At 71.1% G+C, this 21,689-nt stretch carries 18 protein-coding genes; 8 read left to right on the plus strand and 10 right to left on the minus strand.

Annotated elements, in window-relative coordinates; genetic code table 11:
* Nucleotides 1-54: 54 nt before the first annotated feature.
* The 5 genes from QFZ75_RS35820 to QFZ75_RS35840 all read right to left on the minus strand — a co-directional run bounded on the left by QFZ75_RS35820 (nucleotide 55) and on the right by QFZ75_RS35840 (nucleotide 6,340).
* Nucleotides 55-1,047 carry a ThuA domain-containing protein gene (locus QFZ75_RS35820; protein WP_307543589.1) on the minus strand — a complete coding sequence of 331 codons (993 nt, stop codon included), beginning with the start codon at nucleotides 1,045-1,047 and terminating at the stop codon, nucleotides 55-57.
* Nucleotides 1,048-1,147: 100 nt separating this feature from the next.
* Nucleotides 1,148-3,295 carry a PQQ-binding-like beta-propeller repeat protein gene (locus tag QFZ75_RS35825; protein WP_307543590.1) on the minus strand — a complete coding sequence of 716 codons (2,148 nt, stop codon included), beginning with the start codon at nucleotides 3,293-3,295 and terminating at the stop codon, nucleotides 1,148-1,150.
* 194 nt (nucleotides 3,296-3,489) lie between these two features.
* A complete protein-coding gene (locus QFZ75_RS35830; RefSeq protein WP_307543591.1) occupies nucleotides 3,490-4,302 on the minus strand; it encodes a citryl-CoA lyase in 813 nt (270 codons plus the stop codon).
* Nucleotides 4,299-5,516 (minus strand): CaiB/BaiF CoA-transferase family protein, encoded by a 1,218-nt coding sequence (locus QFZ75_RS35835; protein WP_307543592.1) that lies wholly within the window; start codon nucleotides 5,514-5,516, stop codon nucleotides 4,299-4,301. The genes QFZ75_RS35830 and QFZ75_RS35835 overlap by 4 nt, the downstream gene beginning before the upstream one ends.
* Before the next feature lie 53 nt (nucleotides 5,517-5,569).
* On the minus strand, nucleotides 5,570-6,340 hold the full coding sequence (locus QFZ75_RS35840) for an IclR family transcriptional regulator (protein WP_307543593.1): 771 nt from the start codon (nucleotides 6,338-6,340) through the stop codon (nucleotides 5,570-5,572).
* 213 nt (nucleotides 6,341-6,553) lie between these two features.
* Here QFZ75_RS35840 and QFZ75_RS35845 point away from each other — a divergent pair, with 213 nt between their 5' ends.
* The 8 genes from QFZ75_RS35845 (at nucleotide 6,554) to QFZ75_RS35880 (ending at nucleotide 16,251) form a co-directional block, all read left to right on the plus strand.
* A complete protein-coding gene (locus QFZ75_RS35845; protein ID WP_307543594.1) occupies nucleotides 6,554-8,056 on the plus strand; it encodes an aldehyde dehydrogenase family protein in 1,503 nt (500 codons plus the stop codon).
* Nucleotides 8,053-9,804: a thiamine pyrophosphate-binding protein gene (locus QFZ75_RS35850; protein ID WP_307543595.1), complete on the plus strand. Its 1,752-nt coding sequence runs from the start codon at nucleotides 8,053-8,055 to the stop codon at nucleotides 9,802-9,804. Before QFZ75_RS35845 ends, QFZ75_RS35850 begins: the two co-directional genes overlap by 4 nt.
* A gap of 111 nt (nucleotides 9,805-9,915) precedes the next feature.
* Nucleotides 9,916-11,076, plus strand: a complete 1,161-nt coding sequence (locus tag QFZ75_RS35855) for an ABC transporter substrate-binding protein (RefSeq protein ID WP_307543596.1) — start codon at nucleotides 9,916-9,918, stop codon at nucleotides 11,074-11,076.
* A gap of 7 nt (nucleotides 11,077-11,083) precedes the next feature.
* Nucleotides 11,084-11,953, plus strand: a complete 870-nt coding sequence (locus tag QFZ75_RS35860; protein WP_307543597.1) for a branched-chain amino acid ABC transporter permease — start codon at nucleotides 11,084-11,086, stop codon at nucleotides 11,951-11,953.
* Nucleotides 11,950-13,785, plus strand: coding sequence for an ATP-binding cassette domain-containing protein (locus tag QFZ75_RS35865; protein WP_307543598.1), 1,836 nt, complete (start codon nucleotides 11,950-11,952; stop codon nucleotides 13,783-13,785). Before QFZ75_RS35860 ends, QFZ75_RS35865 begins: the two co-directional genes overlap by 4 nt.
* The gene (locus QFZ75_RS35870; protein ID WP_307543599.1) at nucleotides 13,782-14,516 is read left to right on the plus strand and encodes an ABC transporter ATP-binding protein; all 735 of its coding nucleotides are present in this window, start codon (nucleotides 13,782-13,784) and stop codon (nucleotides 14,514-14,516) included. The genes QFZ75_RS35865 and QFZ75_RS35870 overlap by 4 nt, the downstream gene beginning before the upstream one ends.
* Before the next feature lie 179 nt (nucleotides 14,517-14,695).
* Nucleotides 14,696-15,571 carry a shikimate dehydrogenase gene (locus QFZ75_RS35875; protein ID WP_307543600.1) on the plus strand — a complete coding sequence of 292 codons (876 nt, stop codon included), beginning with the start codon at nucleotides 14,696-14,698 and terminating at the stop codon, nucleotides 15,569-15,571.
* 110 nt (nucleotides 15,572-15,681) lie between these two features.
* Complete coding sequence (locus QFZ75_RS35880; RefSeq protein WP_307543601.1) at nucleotides 15,682-16,251, plus strand: hypothetical protein; 570 nt, start codon at nucleotides 15,682-15,684, stop codon at nucleotides 16,249-16,251.
* Nucleotides 16,252-16,345: 94 nt separating this feature from the next.
* Here the strand turns inward: QFZ75_RS35880 and QFZ75_RS35885 are convergent, their stop codons facing one another.
* The 5 genes from QFZ75_RS35885 to QFZ75_RS35905 all read right to left on the minus strand — a co-directional run bounded on the left by QFZ75_RS35885 (nucleotide 16,346) and on the right by QFZ75_RS35905 (nucleotide 21,383).
* Nucleotides 16,346-17,722 (minus strand): alpha-glucosidase/alpha-galactosidase, encoded by a 1,377-nt coding sequence (locus QFZ75_RS35885; RefSeq protein WP_307543602.1) that lies wholly within the window; start codon nucleotides 17,720-17,722, stop codon nucleotides 16,346-16,348.
* Nucleotides 17,722-17,952, minus strand: a complete 231-nt coding sequence (locus tag QFZ75_RS35890; RefSeq protein ID WP_307543603.1) for a hypothetical protein — start codon at nucleotides 17,950-17,952, stop codon at nucleotides 17,722-17,724. The genes QFZ75_RS35885 and QFZ75_RS35890 overlap by 1 nt, the downstream gene beginning before the upstream one ends.
* 100 nt (nucleotides 17,953-18,052) lie before the next feature.
* Nucleotides 18,053-18,976, minus strand: a complete 924-nt coding sequence (locus QFZ75_RS35895; RefSeq protein WP_307543604.1) for a carbohydrate ABC transporter permease — start codon at nucleotides 18,974-18,976, stop codon at nucleotides 18,053-18,055.
* Nucleotides 18,973-20,037 carry a carbohydrate ABC transporter permease gene (locus QFZ75_RS35900; RefSeq protein ID WP_307543605.1) on the minus strand — a complete coding sequence of 355 codons (1,065 nt, stop codon included), beginning with the start codon at nucleotides 20,035-20,037 and terminating at the stop codon, nucleotides 18,973-18,975. The genes QFZ75_RS35895 and QFZ75_RS35900 overlap by 4 nt, the downstream gene beginning before the upstream one ends.
* An 11-nt stretch (nucleotides 20,038-20,048) precedes the next feature.
* Entirely contained in the window at nucleotides 20,049-21,383 is a 1,335-nt protein-coding gene (locus QFZ75_RS35905) for an ABC transporter substrate-binding protein (RefSeq protein ID WP_307543606.1), read from the minus strand.
* Between the last annotated feature and the right edge of the window lie 306 nt (nucleotides 21,384-21,689).

Here is a 21,689-nt window from a genome sequence, read left to right on the forward strand (position 1 = left end):
GTTTCGGGCCCCGCGCGGCCCTGTGACCGCCGCCCGGCGGGCGACAGCCACAGGTCACTTGCAGAACGGCTTCCTGCCCATGGCCGACTCGATGCCGCCGAGGATCAGCTTCTGGAACTCGGCGGCTCCGGGGAAGGAACCGTCGGTGCTGAAGTCCTTGGCGTCGTGCCCGAGGGTGGTGAGCCAGGCGCGCCCGCCGTCGTAGTACTGGCACCAGGCGACCGGGTGGTCGTCCCCGTGCCCGGGGTGGTGGTAGTTGCCCCTGACGCCTTGGGAGAGGGTGCTCTCGTCGACCTCGGCGAGGACGCGGACCCGGGTCGGGGCGGGGACGAGGTTGTACCACTCGTCGGAGAAGTCCCACCTGGACGGCAGCGACTTGGTGGAGACGTCCCTGCGGTTCACGGTGCGGACCGTGCCGGGCTGGGCGGGACCGTGGTCGTAGAAGTTGGCGTTGCCGAGCAGGCCCTCGTACCAGGGCCAGTTGTACTCGGTGCCGAAGGCGTTGTGGACGCCGACGAAACCGCCGCCGCCGCGTATGTACTGCCGCAGCGACGTCTGCGCCCCGTCGTCGAGGGCGTCACGGCTGGTGGAGTAGAAGATGACGGCGTTGTACTTGAACAGGGCCGCAGGGGAAGACAGTTGGGAGACGTCCTCGGTGTGGTCGACCTGGAAGCCGTGGTCGGCGCCCATCTTGACGACGGCCTTCTGTACGGCGTTGGCGTCGCTGAGCGGAGGGTTTGTCCCGGGCGCCAGCGCGGGGCCGAGGTTGGCGTGGCGGGGGCCGGCGGTACGGGTGTACAGCAGGACCTTGAAGCCCTTGGAGGTGTCGAAGTTGCCCCAGTCGTGGTAGCAGCGCGCGTCCACGCCGCGGCACACGCCGTGGTCGGGGTCGCCGAGCTGCTGGGCTCCCTGGCCGGCACGTCCCTGGGCCACGCTGATCGTGCCGGTCGCCACCAGGGCGACCGTGACGCCGAGCGTGCCGACGACGCTGGTGAGGGCGGCGGCGAGAGGCCGGACGCGGCGTCCTTGTCCGGGTGTTGTCGTCATGCGGCAGTCCTCGCGATGTGTGTCCGGTGTGATGGTGTCCGGTGTGGTGACGCCAGGAGGGCAGACGTGCCGTCCAGGCTGAAGCGTGTGGAGTGAATCGTTACTTCACGACGACTTTGCCGGTGTTCTGCGGGGCGATCGGGTCGTTGTAGAAGTACTCGCCGGGGGTGTCGAAGGTGTGGCTGTGGGACTGCCCCGGCATGAGGAGGCCGGTGTCGAACTCGGCCTCGAAGAAGGAGACCGCGCCGTGCGCGGCCTTGTTGTCGGCCGGGTTGGCGAACGTGACGGCGGTGCCCCTGGTGATGCTCAGGTGCTGCGGTGACATGGCGTTCTGCGCCACGAGGTTCTCAGTGGTGCCCGGCGCGTTCTTCGCGCTGTCCCAGACGCGGCCCAGGGTGACGGTGTTCCCGGCGGTGTCGCCGGTGACGGCGGCGGCACGGACCTGGTTGCGTCTGGACGGCGGTGTGGGCGCCGGGGCGGGCCCGACGTTCCCGCCCAGCCTGAAGGCCCACAGGTGGTCCCCCTTGGGAATGTCCGGGTAGGGCAGTCCGTTCCCGCCGGCGAGTACGGCGACGTACTGCTCGCCGTCGATCTCGTAGGTCAGCGGGCTGGTGTTGACACCCGCGCCGCACTGCCAGGTCCACAGCTCGGTGCCGTCGCGGTCGTCGAGGGCCGTGAGTACGCCGTCGGGGCGGCCCTGGAAGAGCACGCCGCCCGCGGTGCTGAGGATGCCGTTGCCGTGGGCGAGGGACCAGTCGCCCTCCTGGCGCCAGGCGACGGTGTTGGTGCGGGGGTCGACCGCGGCCAGGCCCCCGGCGAAGTACTCGCCGAGCGGGCGGGCGGTGTTGACCCGGCCGCCGTGGGTGTTGGAGTAGGCGGAGTTGATGAGGCCGTAGCCCACGTAGACGAGGCCGGTGCGGTGACTGAAGGAGGGGAAGGACCAGTCGGCGCCGCCGCCCGCGCCGGGGTAGAGGATGGTGGGGCGGTCCCAGTGCACCTCGAAGAGGCCGCCGGTGGCGTAGAAGGGCACGGGCCGGGTGGCCTTGTCGATGCGGGGTTCGCTCTCGACGAAGGGCTCTCCGCCGGGGAAGGGCTGGGTGGGCGCGGTCTTCTGTGCCTCGTGCTGCGGTACGGGCCGCTCCTCCATGCCGTGCACGGGCCTGCCCGTCGCGCGGTCGAGGAAGTAGTACATGCCCGTCTTGCTGCCGTAGACGACGACCCGGTGCTTCTTCCCCTTGATCAGGATGTCGGCGAGGACGGGGGACATGACGTTGTCGTAGTCCCAGATGTCGTGGTGGACGGACTGGAAGTGCCAGCGCCGCCGGCCGGTCTTGGCGTCCATGGCGACGATGCAGTTGGCGAAGAGGTTGTCGCCGCCGCGGGTGGAACCGTCGGTGCGGGGATACGGGTTGCCGAACGTCCAGTAGACGAGGCCGAGTTCGGGGTCGACGGCGGGGTGGATCCAGCACACCGCGCCGCCGGTCTTCCAGGAGTCGCCCTCCCAGGTGTCGTGTCCGTACTCGCCGGGGCCGGGGGTTCCCCAGAAGACCCAGGCGACCTCGCCGGTCGCGGCGTCGAGGGCGTAGGCGCGTCCCCGGGCGCCGGCGGTGCTGCCCTGGGTGCCGATGTAGACGAGTCCGTCCCAGTGGACGGGGGCTCCGGCAAGGCCGCCCTTGCTGCCCCCGCACTGGCCGCCGGCGGGGTCGCAGTCCGGGTCCCCCTGGTCCTCGACCAGGAGTTCGCGGGTCCAGGCGACGGCACCGGTCTTCTGGTCGAGGGCGTGGACCTTGTTGTCGCCGGAGATGGTGTAGGCGAGGCCCCCGCCGAGGGCGAGACCGCGCATGTTGGTGGTCTCGGCGCCGATGTTCGTCTTCCACTTCACCTTGCCGGTGCGTCCGTCGACGGCGAAGACGTTCTGCTGGGTGGTGACGAGGTAGAGGATGCCGTCCTGGGCGATGACGGCGCACTGCTGGTGGGCGGCGGTGGAGCCGTTCTCCAGGTTGATGTGCCAGGCGCCGCCGAGCCTGCGGACGTTGCCGGCGTCGATCTTCTTCAGCGAGGAGTGGTTCTGGTTGCCGAGGTTGCCGCCGGGCTTGGGGAAGTCCTTGCCGGTGGCGGCGTGGGCCTGGGCGGGTACGGGCCGCGCCAGGGTGTCCGATGCGGCCGCCCCGGCGGTGGTGCCGTTGAGCAGGGTGACGGTGGTGGCCGTTCCGGCGGCGGTCGAGGTGAGGAAGCTGCGTCTGTCCATGGTCCCTCTTTCGTGACGGTGCCTGATGGACTCGTCCGTGACGGGGCTGCGGAGTTCTCACGTGGGGGAAGGGAGGAGCGGGGCGGATCATGGTCCGCTGTACGGTTCGGGCGGTCCGTACGGTGGTTGCCGATTGGCGGAAAGCCACGCTAGGGATGCGCCGGTGGTGTGACAAGGGGTGTGACGCGGATTGTTCACACGTCTTTCGGCTGGGGCAGCCGGGCCGGGAGCACGCTGCGGGGGACGGGGCCCTTGTTGCGACGGCCCTGTCCGCTCTCCTCCCAGGCGTGGGCGAGGATGCCCACGGAACGGCTGAGGACGAACAGACCGCGGGCCAGGGGCGCGGGAAAGCCCAGCTCGGCGTAGATGACGGCGGTCGCCCCGTCGATGTTCATCGGGACCGGCCGGACGCCGGCCCGGCGCTGCCGCAGAGCCGACTCGACGGCGAGGGCGGCGTGGAGGAAGTCGCCGTCGACCACGCCGTCGCTCACCGCCTGCCGCACCAGACTCAGCAGAGGGTCGCGCCGTGGGTCGACGGGATGGAAGCGGTGTCCGAATCCGGGGAGGTAGCGGGAGCGGCTCTGCCACTCGGCCATGACGTCACGGGCCGCGTCGTCCCAGCCGAGGCCGTCGTCGTGGGCGGTACGGATGTCGGTGAGCATCTCCACGCACTGCTGGCCCGCCCCGCCGTGGGCGTCGCCGAGCATGTTGACCCCGGTGGCGATCGCGTTGTTCAGGCCGACGCCGCAGGTCGCCGCCATACGGGCGGCGGCGATGGACGGAGCCTGCGGGCCGTGGTCGACACCGGCGACCAGCGCCGCCTCGAGCAGGGCGGATTCCGGCCGCGAGGGCATCGTGCCGCGCAGCATCAGCCAGATGACGTCGACCAGGCTCGTCCTGCCGATGAGTTCCTGGACCGGCCGGTCGCGCAGCTCGATACGGCCGGGCTCGATGTGACTGACCGCCGTGGCCCACCACAGAGCGGCCTCGCTCTGGTCGTCGGTCATGAGGCGGCGGCCTCCTCGGCGGACGCGGTGGCCTCGGCGGCCGCGCCGGACCAGCGCTGCGCGAGGAGCCGGCGCTCGCTGTTGTGCTCGCCCAGCAGGGGCGGGGGGAAGGGGGGAGCGAACGCCTCTCCGTCGAACAGCACGCCGTTTCCCACCACGCGCAGCGGTTGGTCGGCACGTCCCGGGTGGCTCAGTTCGGTGACGAAGCGGCGGTGCGCCAGCTGCGGCTGCTCCAGAGCCTGAGGCACGGTGAGGACCCGGGCCGAGGGCACGCCGGCGGCGTTCAGTTCGCGTTCCCAGTCGGCGGCCGGGCGTGCGGCCAGGGCCCGGTCCAGCGCGGTGTTGAGTTCGGCCCGGTGGATCTTGCGCTGTTCCCGCTCGCCGAAGCGGGGATCGGTGATCAGCTCGGGGACGCCCGCCAGCCGGCACAGGGCCTCGAACTGGCGTTGCTGGTTGGCGGCGATGTTCAGCGGGCCGTCCGACGCGTGGAAGGTGCCGGACGGCGCGGCGGTCGGGTTCTGGTCCCCCAGCGGTTGCGGCGGGATGCCGCTGACCAGGTAGTTGGAGACGGCCCAGCCCATCGTGGACAGTGAGGCCTCCATCATGGAGACGTCGAGTCTGCTGCCGGCCCCGGTGCGTTCCCGGTGCAGCAGTGCGGTGCTGATGGCGAACGCCGCCATCAGTCCGCCGGTGGTGTCGCACACCGGGAAGCCGATGCGCTGCGGCGCGGTGTCCGGGGTGCCGGTGACGCTCATCATGCCGGTCAGGCCCTGGACGATCTGGTCGTAGGCGGGGGCGTCGCTCATCGGGCCGGTGTGCCCGAAACCGGAGATGGAGCAGTAGACGAGGCGTTCGTTGAGCTGGGCGAGGCGTTCGGCGCCGTAGCCCATCCGGTCCAGGACACCCGCCCGGAAGTTCTCCAGCAGTACGTCGCCGCCGGTGAGCAGGTCTTCGAAGAGGGTGCGGTCGGCCGTGTCCTTGAGGTCGAGTTCGAGTGACTTCTTGCCCGCGTTCTGGGCGAGGAACGACGCGCCGACGCCGTCCCGGTTGAGCGAGGGGTCGGGGCCGAGACTGCGGGCGAGGTCTCCCTGCCCGGGGCGTTCGATCTTGACCACCTCGGCGCCCATGAGCATCAGCTGATAGCTGCAGTAGGGCCCGGCGAGCACGTTCGTGAGGTCCAGAACGCGTATTCCGTCGAGTGGGCGAACGTGCATGGGGCGTCTCCTTCCAGCGGCGCCGGGTGCGGCGCCGCTGTCGGCGTACTGGTTTAGGTGCGCGGCCCCAAGGGGTGCTGGAAGCCCTGGTCCGCGATGCGCCCGGCCGTCTCCAGCAGATCGCCCGCGAACTGCTCGGTGACCCTTTCCGGGATGCGCGCGCTCGGACCGCTCAGGGAGAGCGAGGCGACCACCACTCCCGACTGGGTGCGGATCGGTACGGCGATGGCCGTGAGGCCGACATCGCGTTCACCGCGGCTGACCGCGTACCCGCGGGTGGCGGCCTCCTCTGCCCACAGGCGCAGCTGCTCGACGTGGGCCACTCCGTGCGGCGAGCCGGTGGCGACCCTCTGCAGCAGACCGTCGACGGCGCCGATGAGCAGCACCTTGGAGGAGGCGCCGGCCCACAGGGGCAGCTCGTCGCCCACCCGCACCACGTGCCGCAGCGGCTGGGGGCTCTCCTGCTGGGCGACGCAGACGCGGTGGACGTCGCGGCGGATCATGAGATTCGCCGTCTCGCCCCGCCGGTCGACCAGCTCGCGCAGCAACTTCTGTGTGTCGGGCGGCAGTTCCCAACTGGCGTGTGCCAGGTGGGCCCATCGCCACAGACCGGGGCCCGCCGTGTAGCCGCCCGGTGTCGCCCACAGCAGCCCGTACTGCTCCAGGGTCTGCACCAGGCGCACCACCGTGGTCTTGGGCAGTCCGGTGGCGTCGACCATGTCCTTCAGGGGGACGGTGGGCTGATCCTCGGTCAGCAGCGACAGGATGTCCAGAGCGCGGCGCACACTGCGTACACCCCCGCCCGGTCCTTGCTCCGTGTCCACGTTCTCTCCTTCGTGAGTGGGCAACCGCCGCGGCCCGGTGAGTGGGCGCGGCACCTGGAGCGACAGCTTTCACCAGCGGCGCCGTGTTGGAAAATCGCTGATTTCAACTTCCCGGCGCCGACCTATTGCCACGGCTTCTCGGCGCCCGTACGTTACACGCCAGTCCACAGAGCAGTCCATGGAAACCATCAGATGGTTTTTTCTGGAGATGTGATGCTGCAAGACCTCCTCAAAGCCGCCGACGAGAACGACGTGGTCGAGGCTCTTCCCTATCTGTCCGGCTCATGGGGTGGCGAGGGCCCGCCGCTGGAACGCACCGGTCCCTACCTGCGGCGTACCGTCAGCCGCGCGCCCACCGCGACGACGGGCGAGATCGGCACCGCCGTCGCCCGGGCCGCCCGCTACGCCCGGCAGATGGCCGACCTCGCACCCGCCGCCCGGGCCGGCATCCTCGAAGCCGCCGCGCGCAACGCCACCGCCCACCGTGACCGGCTCGCCCGCCTCCTCGCCCTGGAACTGGGCAAACCGCTGAAGGACAGCCGCGCCGAGATCGACCGGGTGGCCGCCACCTTCGCCGTGTGCGCGGCCGAGGCCCGCCGCGTCGACGGCGAGAACCTGCCGGTGGCCGGCTGGGACACCGGCATCGGAAACACCGCCCTCACCTACCGGGCGCCGGCCGGCGTGGCCGTGGCCATCACCCCGTTCAACGCACCCGCCAACCTGCTCGCGCACAAGCTCGGTGCCTCTTTCGCCGCGGGCAACACCACCCTGGTCAAGGCGCCGCCCCAGGCCCCGGCCACCTCGGCCGCCGTCGTGGCGCTGCTCCTGGACAGCGGCATGCCCCACCAGGCGGTCCAACTGCTGCACGGCGGGGGAGAGGTGGGCGCCGCCCTGTGCGGGGCCGAGGCGGTGAGCGTCATCAGCTTCACCGGCAGCGCCGAGACCGGAGCGGCGGTGGCCCGCGCGGCCGGCGCCAAGCGACTCGCCCTGGAACTGGGCGGAAACGCCGCCACGATCGTCTGTCAGGACGCCGACGCCGCCGCGGCGGCCAAGGCCTGCGCACGCACCGGCTACAGCAACTCCGGCCAGAGCTGTATCTCCGTCCAGCGGGTCTACGTCCACCGCAGCCGCTACGACGTGTTCCTCGACGCCTTCACGGCAGCGGTCGACGACCTGGTCGTGGGCGATCCTCTGGCGGAAACCACCGACATCGGCTCCATGGTCGACGAGGACGCGGCCGAGCGTGTGGTGGCGTGGTCGCGGGAAGCGCAGCACCTGGGCGCGAGCGTGATCCGGGGCGGCACCCGCGACGGCGCCACGGCCGCGCCCACGATCGTCGCCGGCCCGCCCCCGCACGCCTCGGTGGTCGTGCGGGAGGTGTTCGGCGCCCTGGTGGCGGTCATGCCCTACGACGACTTCGACGCCGTCGTCGAGCAGTGCAACACCAGCCGGTACGGACTGCAGGCCGGCCTGTTCACCCACGACCTCACCCGTGTCCTGACCGCCTGGCGGCGGCTGGAGGTCGGTGCCCTCGTCGTCAACGGCTCCTCCAACTTCCGCCTCGACCATGTGCCCTTCGGCGGGGTGAAGGACTCCGGCTTCGGCCGTGAAGCCCCCCGCTGGCTCATCGACGACTACACCGTCGTCAAGACCCTCATGCTGCGCGGCCTGTCCGTCTGGGGCGACAGCCTCGAGCTGCCCAAGGAGAACCCGTGACCACCGTGAACGCCGCCGAGGCCCTCGTCGCCCAGCTCGAGTCCTACGGCGTCGAATACGTCTTCGGCACCTGTGGACACACCAACATCGCCCTCCTCGACGCACTCGGCCCGAGCTCGATCGAGTTCGTCATCGCCCGCCACGAACAGACCGCCGCCCACGCCGCCGACGGCTACGCCCGTGCCACCGGCCGCCCCGGCGTCCTGCTCACCCATGTCGGGCCCGGCATGATGAACGCCGTCACCGGCGTCGCCACCGCCGCCCTGGACTCCGTACCGCTCGTCGTCATCACCGGCGACATCCCCTCCTACTACCACGGCCGCCACCCGCACCAGGAGGTCAACCTCCACGCCGACGCCGACCAGACGGCCATCTACCGGCCCTTCTGCAAGCGGACCTGGGCGGTGCAGCGCGTACAGGACCTGCCGCGCGTCACCGAACGGGCCTTCTTCACCGCCACCGGCGGACGCCCGGGCACCGTACTGGTCAACATCCCCATGGACCTCTTCAACCGGCAGGTCACGCCCTACGCCGGTGACCATCCGCTGCCCGGCCACCTCGGCCGGCCCGGACTCGACGAGGCCACCGCCGACCGGATCGCCGAAGCACTGCTCGAAGCGGAGCGCCCGCTGATCTACTTCGGCGGCGGTCTGCGCGGCCCCGGCGCCCGGGGCGAACTGCTCCGCCTGGCCGAGCATCTCGACATCCCCCTCGCCCACTCCCTCATGGGCAAGGGCGCCGTCTCCGACCGGCATCCCCTGCTCCTGGGCATGCCCGGCTTCTGGGGGCTGGAGACCACCCACGAACACACCAAGGGCGCCGACGTCGTGCTCGCCCTGGCCACCCGCTTCGCCGAGACGGACGCCAGTTCCTGGGACGCCACCCACACCTGGAACTTCCCGCCGAGCCGGCTCATCCAGATCGACATCGACCCCGCCGAGATCGGCCGCAACTACCCGGTGCACATCGGCGCCGTCGCCGACGTGCAGCTCGCACTGCAGAAGATCGGCACGGCGGTCCGGACCCGGCAGACCACCGCCGTCACCCGCCCCGGTCTGCGGGAGACCGTCGCCGCCGCCCGCAGAGCCGTCTTCGACGCGGCACGGGAGGCCGGACGCAGCGACGACTTCCCGTTGCGCCCGCAGCGCATCCTGGCGGACCTGCGCGACGCCCTTCCCGACGACGCCGTCCTCGTCACCGACGTCGGCTGGAACAAGAACGGCGTCGCCCAGTGCTACGAACTGCCCGACCAGGGAGGCTTCATCACCCCGGGAGGCGCCTCCACCATGGGCTTCGGTCCTGCCGCCGCGGTGGGGGTGCAGATCGCCCGGCCCGACCGCGTCGTGGTCGCCCTCATCGGGGACGGCGGCATGAGCGCCCAGCTGCCGGCCGTGCCGATGGCCGTAGAACAGGGCGCGCCCGTCATCTTCGTGGTCATGAACAACCGGGCGCACGGCACCATCGCAGACCTGCAGACCTCGTCCTTCGGGCGCTCCTACGGCTGCGAGTTCACCGACGCCGAAGGCCGGCCCTACAGCCCCGACTTCGCCCGGTACGGCGAGTCCTGCGGCGCCGACGGCTACACCGTCACCACCCCCTCGGAACTGCGCAAGGCCCTGGAGGACGCCGTCGCCCGCCGCCGCCCCGCGGTGCTGGACGTGCCCATGGTCAACGAACCGGTCCCCACCCCCGGGCACTGGAACATCAAGGACATCTACGCCGGACACTTCCCGGCCGACACCGTCTGACCCGGCACCACCGCACCGACCCCGCCGACCGCACAACGGCCGGGCCGGCGAGAACGCGTCGCCTCCCCCACGCCGTCACCGCCCACCCACGTCTCCCACGAGGTGACCCGCATGAGCCGTACACCCCGTCCCCGCGTCCCCGGCACCGCACTCGTCGCGGCGGTCGCCCTGGCCACCGCCCTGACGGCCTGCAGCGCCCCGGGCGAGTCCGACGACGACACCCGGTCCGACTCGGGCCCCGTCAAGATCGCCGTCGTCAACGCCCGCAGCGGGCAGCTCTCCTCGCTGGGCGACTGGGAGCACAAGGGCGCCAAGCTCGCCATCGACGAGTGGAACAAGAAGGGCGGCATCGACGGGCGCAGGATCGAGATGAAGTCGTTCGACGACCAGGGCGACCCGACCACCGGCACCAACCTGGCTCGCAAGATCGACAGCGGGAACTACATCGCGATGATCGGTACCGCGGAGAGCGCGGTCACCATCGCCATGGCACCCGTGCTCAAGCAGGCCGGCATACCGAACATCACCTCCGGCCAGGCCGACGCCCTCGTGGACCAGAAGAGCCCGTTCCTCTTCCTGAACGGACCCACCAGCACCACCTACGACAGCACCCTGGCCAAGCACCTCGTCCAGGACAAGGGCCACAAGAAGATCGCGATGATCACCAACAACGGCTCCTTCGGCAAGGGCGAGCACGACGCCTTCGCCGAGGCGGCCAAGGATCTCGGTGTCACTCCCGTCACCGACCAGGTCGTCACCACCGACCAGAAGGAGTTCAGCGCCGCGCTCACCAAGATCCGCTCCAAGAAGCCCGACGTCGTCTTCATCGGCTCCGAGGAGGTGGAGGCCGGCCTCATCGTCAAGCAGGCCCGCGACCTCGGCATCACCGTTCCGTTCGCCGGCGCCGCCCCCCAGGGCACGCCGGTGTTCATCGACACCGCGGGCAAGAAGGCCGCCGAGGGCACCATCGTCAGCTCCCCCTATCTGGGCAACGACATCAGCCCCGCGGCCCGGAAGTTCGCCGCCGCGTACAAGGCGGCCTACGGCGAGGAGGCCGAACTGCACGGCGCCAAGGCGTACGACGGCACGAACATCCTCCTCACCGCCCTCGAGAACAGCGATGTCGCCACCGGCAAGAAGCTCGCCGACGCCATCCGCGCCACCACGTACGACGGACTGCTCGGAACGTTCGAGTTCGGCGCCGACGGCGTCGGCATCACCGCGACGACCATCGGTGTCATCCAGGACGGCAAGCTCGTCGAGCAGAAGTGAGAACGACGTGCAGGACACCCTTCAGACCCTCGTCGGCGGCCTGAGCCTCGGCGCCGTCTACGCCCTGGTCGCCATGGGCTTCTCCCTGGTCTACCGCACCATGGGCCTGGTCAACTTCGCCCACGCCGACATCGCCATGATCGGCGCCTACGCCGCCTCCACCTTCTACCTCACCTCCCGACTCCCGTTCGTCGTCGCCATGGTGCTGGCCATCGTCATCACCGGCGCCATCGGCCTGGTCATCGAACGCGTCCTGCGCCCCCTGGAGAACAAGGACTTCGACCTGATGCTGATCGGCACGATCGGCTTCGGCATCGTCCTGCAGGCCCTCGCCATCATCATCTGGGGCACCACCGGCCGCGCCGTTCCCTCACCCCTGGAGTCCGCACCCCTGGACGTCCTCGGGATCCGGATCCGCACCTACGACCTCCTGGTCATGGCCGTCGCCGCACTCGCCGTCGTCGCTCTCGCCTTCTTCCTGTCCCGCACCAAGCGCGGCGCGGCCATGCAGGCCGTCGCCATGGACCACGAGGCGGCCACCGCCGTCGGCATCGACGTCGGCCGCAGCAACGCGCTCGCCTTCGCCATCGGCGCGGGCCTGGCCGCCCTCGCCGGCGGGCTGGTCGGCCCCATGCTCTACGTCGACGCCTCACTCGGCGGCGCGCTCGGCATCAAGGGTTTCGCCGCGGCGATGCTCGGCGGCTTCGGCTCCATCCACGGCGCGGTGGTCGGCGGCGTCGCCATCGGTGTCCTCGACTCCTACGCCGCCGGCCACTTCCAGGGCTATTCGGTCCTGGTCACCTTCCTGGTCTTCACCATCGCGATCATGATCCGGCCCATGGGCATCTTCGGTGAAAGGACGGTCAGTCGCGCATGAAGTCCCGTCTCGCCGCCACCGGCGTCCTCGTCCTCGCCGCCTGGGCGCTCCCCTACGGCCTGGGCGGCTACACCATCCACGTCGTCAACATCGCCCTGATCTACGCCCTGCTCGCCATCGGCATGGGCCTGGCCATGGGGGTGTCCGGCCAGATCAACCTCGCCCAGGTCGCCTTCTTCGGTGTGGGCGCCTACGCCGTGGCCATCCTCACCACCCACTACGGCCACGGCTTCTGGCTCTCGGCCCTGCTCGCCGTCCTGGCCACCGTCGTCGTCGGCCTCTTCGTCGGCGTCCCCGCCCTGCGCATGCAGTCCCACTACCTGGGCATCGTCACCCTCGGCCTCGCCCTGGGCTTCATCAACTGGATCACCAACGCCGGTATCACCGGCGGTGCCGACGGCATCTCGGGCATCCCGGTCCCCACCCTGCCCGGCGTGGACCTCTCCAGCGAGTACCTCTACTACTACCTGGAAGCCGTCGTCTTCGGCGTGGCCCTCCTCTTCGGCCTCTTCGTGGTCCACACCTCGCTCGGCCGCCGCCTGCGCGCCATGCGCGACGACGCGCTGGCGGCGGGAGCCATGGGCGCCGAGATCCCGTTCCTGCGCATGACCGCCTTCCTGCTCGCCAGCCTCTACGGCGGTCTGGCCGGCGTCCTCTACGCCGGCCTCATCCGCTACGTGGCACCCGAGACCTTCTCCATCGCCAACATGTTCATCCTGCTGGCCATGGTGGTCATCGGCGGCCGCCGCTCCCTGGTGGGCTGCGTCGTGGGCGCCATCGGCCTGACGATGGTCCGGGAGTGGCTGTCGGACTTCTCCACCTACGCCCAGCTCGGCTACGGCGTGGTCGTCGTCCTGATGGTCGTCTTCGCACCCACCGGCCTGGCCGGCGTACCCGCACGGCTGCGCACCCTGTACGAACGCCGCCGCGCCCGGCAGTCCCCGCGCGCGGAACTGCGCCCCTTCACCCCGTACGCCGTCGAGGACCGGCCCGCACAGGACGGCGTGCTCCTCTCCGTGCAGGGCGTCACCAAGCAGTTCCGCGGGCTGCGGGCGCTGGACGAGGTGACACTCACCGTGCGGCAGGACGAGATCCGCGGAGTGGTGGGCCCCAACGGCTCCGGCAAGACCACCCTGTTCAACGTCATCAGCGGCTTCTACCGCGCGACGGCCGGAACCGTGAGCTTCGCGGGCTCCGACACCACCACCGCCCGCCCCTACACGCTGTCCCTGGCGGGCCTGGCCCGCACCTTCCAGAACCTGCGCCTGTTCGGACAGCTCACCGTCCGGGAGAACATCCTCGTCGCCCTCGACCGCACCCGCACGTACACCGTCTGGCAGTACGCCCTCTGGCAGCCCGGCGTCCTCGCACGCGAACGCCGGCTGCGCGCCCGGGCCGACGAGATCCTCCGACGCTACGGACTCGCCGACTTCGCGGAAGCCGACCCCTCCTCGCTGCCCTACGGCATCCAGCGCCGTATCGAGATCGCCCGCGCCATGGCGGCCCGTCCGCGGCTGCTCCTGCTCGACGAACCGGCGGCCGGCCTCAACGGCGGCGAGGTGCAGCAGCTCATCCGCATCGTCCGCTCCATCCGCGACAGCGGAACCACCGTGATCCTCATCGAACACAACATGGGCCTGGTCATGTCCTTGTGCGAGAAGGTCACCGTCCTGTCCGGCGGCAGGGTCATCGCGGAGGGCACCCCCCGGGAGGTCGTGTCCGCACCGGAGGTCGTCGAGGCCTACCTCGGCGACTCCGACCTGGCCGAACTCGACCTCGGCACACCCCCGCCCGCCGCGCGGCCGGACCGTGCGAAGGAGGCCACCCCATGAAGATCAGCGGAGCCGACACCGTCCAGCGCCTGACGGTGGAGGACCTGAGCGTGCACTACGGCGGCGTCCGCGCCGTCACCTCCATCGGCTTCACCGTCGAGCCGGGCCAGTCCGTCGGGATCATCGGCGCCAACGGGGCGGGCAAGACCTCCACACTCAAGGCACTCATGGGACTCGTCCCCCGCAGCAGCGGCCGCATCCGCCTGGGCGACCACGACCTGACCCGCGTCAAGGCCCGCGACATGGTGCGCCACGGCATCGGCTACGTCCCGGAGGGGCGGCATGTCTTCCCCGGCCTGACCGTGGAGAAGAACCTGCTCCTCGGCGCGTACTCACGCGCCTGGGACAAGGACACCCACCGTCAGCTCGACGAGGTCTACGCCCTGTTCCCCGTGCTGGAGGAGATGCGCGAGCGGCTCGCCGGCGCGCTGTCCGGCGGGCAGCAGCAGATGCTCGCGATCGGCAGGGCCCTGATGACCCGGCCGCGGCTGCTCGTCCTGGACGAACCCTCCATGGGGCTGTCCCCCAAGCTCGTCGGCAGCATCCTGGACGTCCTGCTGAAACTCCGGGAGGAAGGTCTGAGCCTGCTGCTGGTGGAGCAGAACGCCAAACTCACCTTCGGTGTGACCAGCCACTGCATCGTCATGGAGAACGGAGCGGCCGCCATGAACGGCACCTCCGCGGAACTCAGCCACGACCCCCGGGTCAGGGAGGTGTACCTGGGGCTGTGACCAGGGGCGGCGCGGCATACGGCGGCGCACCGCCACCGGCGTCCCGAAGCGCCCGCGCGCGAGGTGGTACGACCCTCGAAGGCCCGTGACCGAGCCGGCCCGCTCCACGCCCTTCCCGTGGCGACCCTCTGCTGGTATTCATAACGAACCAGTTCGTACATAATCCAGATGGAGCCGTCATGGCCCAGAGTTCCTACCTCGTCGGGCTCATAGGATCGGACACCGGGCGATCACTGGCCGTCGATCTGCATGAGCGGGAGGCGCGCCGCCACCACCTGCGCTACCTCTGCCGCCGTGTGGACGCCGACGGACAGGTCTTCCGCGGCAAGGGCATGCCAGGACTCCTGCGGACCTGCCGCACCTTCGGCTTCGCCGGTCTGGGTGTCGCCGCCCCCTACCGCCACACCGTGGCACCCCATCTCGACGAACTGTCCGGGTCGGCGGCCCGGTTGCAGGCCGTCGACGTCATCGTGTTCACCCGGGACGGCCGGACGGTCGGACACAACACCGACGTCGCCGGCCATGCCGCGGCCATGGCCCGGGGCCTGCCCGGGGTCCCCCTCACCCGGGTGGTGCAGATCGGAACAGGCGCTGCCGGAATCGCCGTCGCGCATGCTCTGCGCGAGCAGAAGGCAGCACACCTCTGTGTCACGGACCCTGTTCCCGACCGCGCCCGCGCTCTGGCCGAGCAGCTCAACCGGAGCACCGGACACCACTGGGCCGAGGCCTTCCCCGCCGAAGAACTCGCCGCGCGGCTGCGGGGGGCCGACGGCCTCGTCAACACACTGCCGTCCAGCGGTACGGGAGGTCAGGGCGCGTCGCTGTACGAAGCCCTGCACAAGGACCTGTGGATATTCGACGCGCACGGTGATCCGGTCCACTCCCCGCTTCTGCGCGCGGGCGATGCGCTCGGCTGCCGGGTCCTCGATGCCGGCGGCGTCCTGGTGAACGAAGCGGCCGCGGCGTTCCGGCTCGTCACCGGACTCACCCCCCATACGTCCCACATGTTCGGCGACCTCGCCGACCTGAGGGCTGAGCCGCGGGCGCACACGTAGCCGTACCGTCCGGCCCAGTTGCGATGGCGGCGGCAGGGGAGCCGGGTGAGGGTGGATGGAGTCCGACCGGCGCACCGGCTCGGTCCCTCCCAGCACCCAGGAGCATCGTCATGTCCGGACGTCACACCGTGATCCGCAGCCTGCACGACGTGGGGCTGGCCGCCTGGTTCGGCGGCACCCTGATGGGCGCGGTCGGTCTCAACGGCGCGGCGCGCAGCGAGGGCGGGACGGGCATGGACCGGGCGCGTATCTCCTCGTCCGGCTGGGCGAAGTGGACGCCGGTCAACGCCGCCGCCATCGGCGTGCACCTGTTCGGCAGCGGCGGGCTCCTCATGGTGAACGCCCACCGGGTGGTCGGCCAGAAGGGCGTGGCCGCCTCCACGACGGCCAAGACCCTCCTGACGGGCGCGGCCCTCGCAGCCACCGCCTACACCCGCGTCCTGGGCAAGAAGGTCGAACTGGCCTCCTCCTCCGATCCGCAGGACGCGCAGAAGGCCGCACAGCATCCCATCGACCTCGACAGGGCCCAGCGCCAGCTCGCCTGCGCGCAGTTCGTCGTGCCGGCGCTGACCGGGTGCCTGGTCGTCCTCAACGCCCTGCACGGCGAGCAGGAGCGTCCCGTCGACCAGCTGCAGGGCATGCTGCGCCGGGCCGGTTCCATGATGACGCTCAACCAGTGACGACGTCCACGCAGTAACGACGCTCAACCAGTGACGACACCCGGACGGCAAGCCGCGGACCGGATCGCACGTCCGGTCCGCGGCAGTGCGCGGGTCAGTGACCGAGGGTGGCGCGCAGACCGGGCTGGAGGAGGTCCGCGTGGGCCCGCACCATGTCGTCGCACAGGTCCCAGATGCGTTCGACCGGCAGGGCGGCGGCGGTGGCGGGATCGGCCATGGCCGCCTGGCGGACGGACCGGGGGTCGTCCTCCAGGGCGGCGCGGACCACGAGCTCGTTCATGCCGAGGTAGGCGCGGTTGAGGGCGGCCAGCTGCGCGGGCAGCGGTCCGATCCTGGTCGGCTGGACCCCCGAACCGTCCACCAGGCAGGGCACCTCCACGGTGCCGGTGGCCGGGAGGTTGTCGATCAGACCGTGGTTGGGGACGTTGCCGTACACGGTGCGCGGTGTGCCCGTCACGATGCTGTGGATGATCTGCGGGGCGTACTCCATGGTGCCCTCGACCGCGAGGGGCGTCCCCGTGGCGAGCGCCTGGCGGGTGTGCTCGTAGGCCGCGACGTTCTCGTCGACGATGCCGAGGTAGGCGCCGATCGGCAGCCGGAGCCGTTCGACCTCGCTGTCGTGGTGCAGGTACCAGGGCACGTACTCGGAGGAGTGCTCGCTCGTCTCGGTCGGGTAGAAACCGAGGCGCCGGTACATGTCGACGCGGACCCGGCGCCGCAGCTGCGGGTCCTGCGCGATCAGCTTGTCGAGGAGCGGGTAGAGGTCGGTGCCCCGGTGCTCCAGGCGCAGCACCCATGCCTGGTGGTTGACGCCCGCGGCACGGTAGGTGATCTCCTCGTGCGGGACGCCGAGCAGTTCGCCCAGGTCGTGGATGGTCCAGTACACCGAGTGGCACAGTCCCACGACGCGGGTCAGCCCGGTGGCCCGGGTCAGGTACTGGACGTTCATCGCCATGGGGTTGGTGTAGTTCAGCAGCCAGGCGTCCGGGCAGACCTCGGCGATGTCCTGACCGAGCGACCTGAGCACGGGGAAGGTCCGCAGCGCGCGGAAGATGCCGCCGATCCCCAGCGTGTCGCCGATGGTCTGCCGCAGTCCGTAGCGCTGGGGGACGTCGAAGTCGGTCCGGGTGGCGTCCCCCATGCCGACCTGCACGATGTTGATGACGAAGTCGGCGTCCTCGAGAGCCGCGCGCCGCTCCAGGTGCGCGGTCACCCGGGGGCGGGAGGTGCCGGCCGGGGTGATCCGGTCCGCGATCTGCCGGGCCGCTCCCTCGGCGGTGGCGAGGCGGTCGGTGTCGATGTCGTGCAGCGCGATGTGGGCGCCCCGCAGTTCGGGGAAGGCCAGCAGGTCGGCCAGCAGGCCCTGGGTGAACACGACGCTGCCCGCGCCGATGAACGCGATCTTCGGAGCGGCGGGGGGTGTGCCAGGGGCCGCGGCGGAGGCCGTGCCGGGAGTCGTGCCGAGGGTCATCAGAGGTTCTTTCCGTTGTCTGCGGGGGCGGCCACGGCTTCGTTCCGGGTGGGCCGGGAGGGAGGGCCGCCGTGGGCACGGGCGGTGGACGGACCGCGCAGGTGCGCGGCGACGAATCCGGCGTCGGCGAGTCGCCGGTGCTGCCCGAGGGCGAGCGGTGCGCCGAGCGGGCCGGGAACGACATCGGGGTCGGCGTCCCCGACGGCCGGCAGGCCGAAGGTGTGCGGCATACATCTTCCTGGGAGGGGGGTGGCGGGTGCGCGGGTGTGGACGGCAGGGCCGCCGTCGGCCACCGGACGGCGGCTCCGGCGGGCAGTGGCCGGGTACGGGCTATCCCTTGAGGCCGCTCGACGTGATCGACTGGATGAACGTCTTCTGCGCGAACAGGAACGCCAGCAGCACGGGCAGCACGGTGATCATGTTGCCCGCCATGACCGCGGACCACCTGGTGTGGTGCTGTCCCTGGAACGTCGTGAGGCCCAGCTGCAGGGTGTACTGGGTGTCGTGGTTGATGGCGATCAGCGGCCAGGTCAGGTCGTTCCACGTGGTGAGGAACGTCAGCACGGCCACGGTGCTGAGCGCGGGCCGGGACAGGGGCAGCACGATCCGGAAGAGCACGCCCAGCCGTGAGCAGCCGTCGAGCCAGGCCGCCTCCTCCAGCTCCCTGGGCAGCGACAGGAAGAACTGGCGCAGCAGGAACACCGCGAACGGCGTGACCAGCGAGGGGACGATCAGCGCGCCCAGCGTGTCGATGAGTCCCAGCCGCTTCATGACCAGGAACGTCGGGATCATCGTCAGCTGGAACGGTACGGCCATCGTCGCGAGCATGAGCGTGAGCAGCACCCGGGAGCCGGCGAACCGCATACGGGCGAAGGCGTACCCGCCCAGGGAGCCGAGCAGCAGGTTGGACGCCACCGCGGTGAGCGACACGATCAGCGAGTTGGCGAACCACCGGGGGAACATCGCGTTGCCGATCACGTACCGGTAGCCGTCCAGGTCGATCCCCGACGGCCACAGCGCGGGCGGGAACCGGTTGATCTCGGCGTCGCTCATGACGGAACTGAGCAGCAGCCAGACCAGCGGGACCGCGAAGACCAGACAGAGCGGGGCGAGCAGCAGGTGCCAGGGGCTGAACGGCAGCCGGCCGCGACGCCGGTCCGCTCCCGCGGCGGGCCCGGCAGATCCGGCGGGCCCGGCGGGCGGGCGGGCCGCGGAGTCGGCGTACACGGTGGGCGTGGAGGATGCGGTCGTCATCGTGCGGCTCCTTCGAGGCGCCGGTCCGAGCGGGTCCGGTCCGTGGGGGCCCGGTCCGGGCGGGTCCGCCCACGCAGGGCCCGCGCCAGCCGGGGGACCACGGCGAGCATCAGCAGCGCGAGGGCCAGGGTGTACGCCGCCGCGGCGCCGTAACCGGCCGTGAAGTTCTTGAACGCCTGCTCCCAGATGAAGTAGACGATCACCGTGGTGGAACCCAGCGGACCGCCCTTCGTCGTGACGTAGACGAGGTCGAAGACCTGCAGGGAGGTGATGGCCTGCCACAGCAGGAGGAAGACCATGACGGGGGTGAGCGAGGGCAGGACGACATGGCGCAGCAGCTGCAGGCGCCCTGCCCCGTCGAGCCGGGCCGCCTCGACGAGGGAGGGCGGGACGTCCTGCAGGGCCGCCAGCAGGACCACCACGCAGAAGCCGGTGCCGCTCCACAGGGAGATCGCCAGCAGGGCGAACAGCGCCTGGCCCGGATCGTTGAAGAAGCCCTGGGGGGAGATGCCGAACGCGTCCAGCACGGCGTTGGCCGCCCCGAACTCCGGGTCGAGGATGAAGGAGAACAGCACCCCCTGGGCCGCGGCCGAGATGACGAACGGCACGAAGACGATCGTCCGGTAGAGCCCGACCAGCCGGATGCGCCGGTTCAGGGCGAGGGCGAGGAACAGCCCGGCGCCGATGCTCAGCGGCACGTAGAGCGCCGTGTACACGATCGTGTTGCGCACCGCCTGGTCGAAGTGGGGGTCCTGCGCCAGAGCACGGTAGTTGTCCAGACCGACCCACCGGCTCGGGGTCACGAGGTCGTCGGCCTGGAAGGACAGGAGCAGTGACCAGAGCACGGGGACCACGCTCAGTCCGAGGATGACGAGGACGGAGGGCGCGACGAACGCCCAGGCGGTCGCCGTCTCGCGCCGCATCCGTCCCCGTGGGGTACGACGGCCGGGCGGGCTGCCGGGGGCCGCGCCGCCCTTGCCGAGCAGGGGCCGCGGCCGGGTGCGGGGACTGCGCTTGCCGCCCCGGTCCGGGAGCGTCGGGGGAGTGGGCAGGCGGGGCATGGCGGATCCTCTCAACGCGGGATGAGCAGGGCGGCGCCGGCCTCTTCCACGCAGTCGCGCAGGGCCTCGGCGGGGGAGCTGCGGCCGAGGAGCACGGCGGTGATCGCCTGGCCGAGGGACTGCGAGATCTGCGGGTACGCCGGATGCACCGGGCGCACCCGCGCCGATTCCAGGGTCTTGGTGAACACGTGCAGGCCCGGGACGCTGTCCTCCTGCTCCTGCCACCGCGGCAGGGCCTGTGTGCTGCGGCTCATGGGCAGACTGCCCGCCTGGATGTCCCACCGCACGTCCTGGGCGGGCCGCGACAGCCAGGTCACGAAGGTGCGGGCCGCTTCGACACGGGCGGCGCCGTTGTCGAAGACGGTCCAGGTGTCGGGCCCGGAGATGGTGATGGGCCGGCCGCTGTAGCTCGGCAGCGGTACGACGTGGTAATCGACCTTGGCCTGCCGGATGTCGGGGAGCTGCCACGGGCCGGTGACGGCCATGCCCATACGGCCCGAGAGGAAGAGCCGGTACATCTGCTCGCTGCCGGTCTTGGCGTCGACGTAGACGCTCCGCGTCCGCACGAGGGCCTCCACCGTCCGCAGGGCCCTGAGACCGGTGTCCTCGAAACCGACGCGCCGGCCGTCCGGGGTGACGACGTCGCCCCCGAGGTCCCAGATCATCGGCCACAGCCGCCACACGGTGTCCTCGTCGCCCACGCCGGGCCAGCCGGTGCCGAAGACCCCGTGCCGCCGGTCGGTCAGCGCGGCCGCCGTCCGGGTGAAGTCGTCCCAGCTCCAGCCGGGGCGGGGCAGCGGCAGGCCGGCGTCCCGGAAGAGCTTCTTGTTGCACACGACGGCCAGCGAGTCGATGAGCGCGGGGGCCGCCCGCACCCGGCCGTTGAGGGTGACCGCGTCACGGGCCGGCGCCCAGAAGTCCTTCCAGGGCACGGGACCGGAGTGGAACGTGCTGGTCAGGTCGACCACGGAGGGGCTGCGCGCGACGCTCGCCAGGTCGGAACCGAAGACGTAGGCGATGTCGGGGAACGAACCGGAGGCGAGGGCGGCGGTGATCTTCTGCAGCATCGCGTCCGCCAGGACCCCGCCGCCGAGGTCGACCCGGATGCGCGGATGCGTCCGGTTGAAGACCGCCGTCAGGTCCTCCATCGCCGCACGTCCGGTGTCGGTCTGCCCGTGCCACACCTCGATCCTGACCCGGCCGTCGGCGTCGACACCGTCCCCCGGTCCCGCACACGCCGACACGGCGGCCGCCGCGGCTCCTCCCGCCACCGCCGCACCCCGGCGCAGCACGGTGCGGCGCGTCGGTCGTGCGGAAGTGCCGCTCGGACGATGTGCTGCGGCCATCTGAGCCCCCAGGGATACGTGCGTGATGCGATACGTGCGTGCTGCGGTACGTGCGGTATACGGGACGTCGTCCGAGGCGCCGCGCCACCGCACGACCGACGGTGAGGTGCGGTGAGGCGCGGTTCGATGAGAAGAGGCGAGGTGCGGTGGAGTGACGCGCGCCGCCACCGGCTCACCGGCTCCACCGGCGCTGCGGGAGGCCCCCGGCGCGCGGCACGGCGCCGGGGCGGTCAGCGGGTGCGGCGCCGCGCGTGCGAAGGGGTCGGCTCCTGGAGGCCGGACACGCTCACGCGGTCACCGGACGAG

Origin of the sequence: Streptomyces sp. V3I8 (genome assembly GCF_030817535.1) — a bacterium.
Lineage (GTDB): Bacteria > Actinomycetota > Actinomycetes > Streptomycetales > Streptomycetaceae > Streptomyces.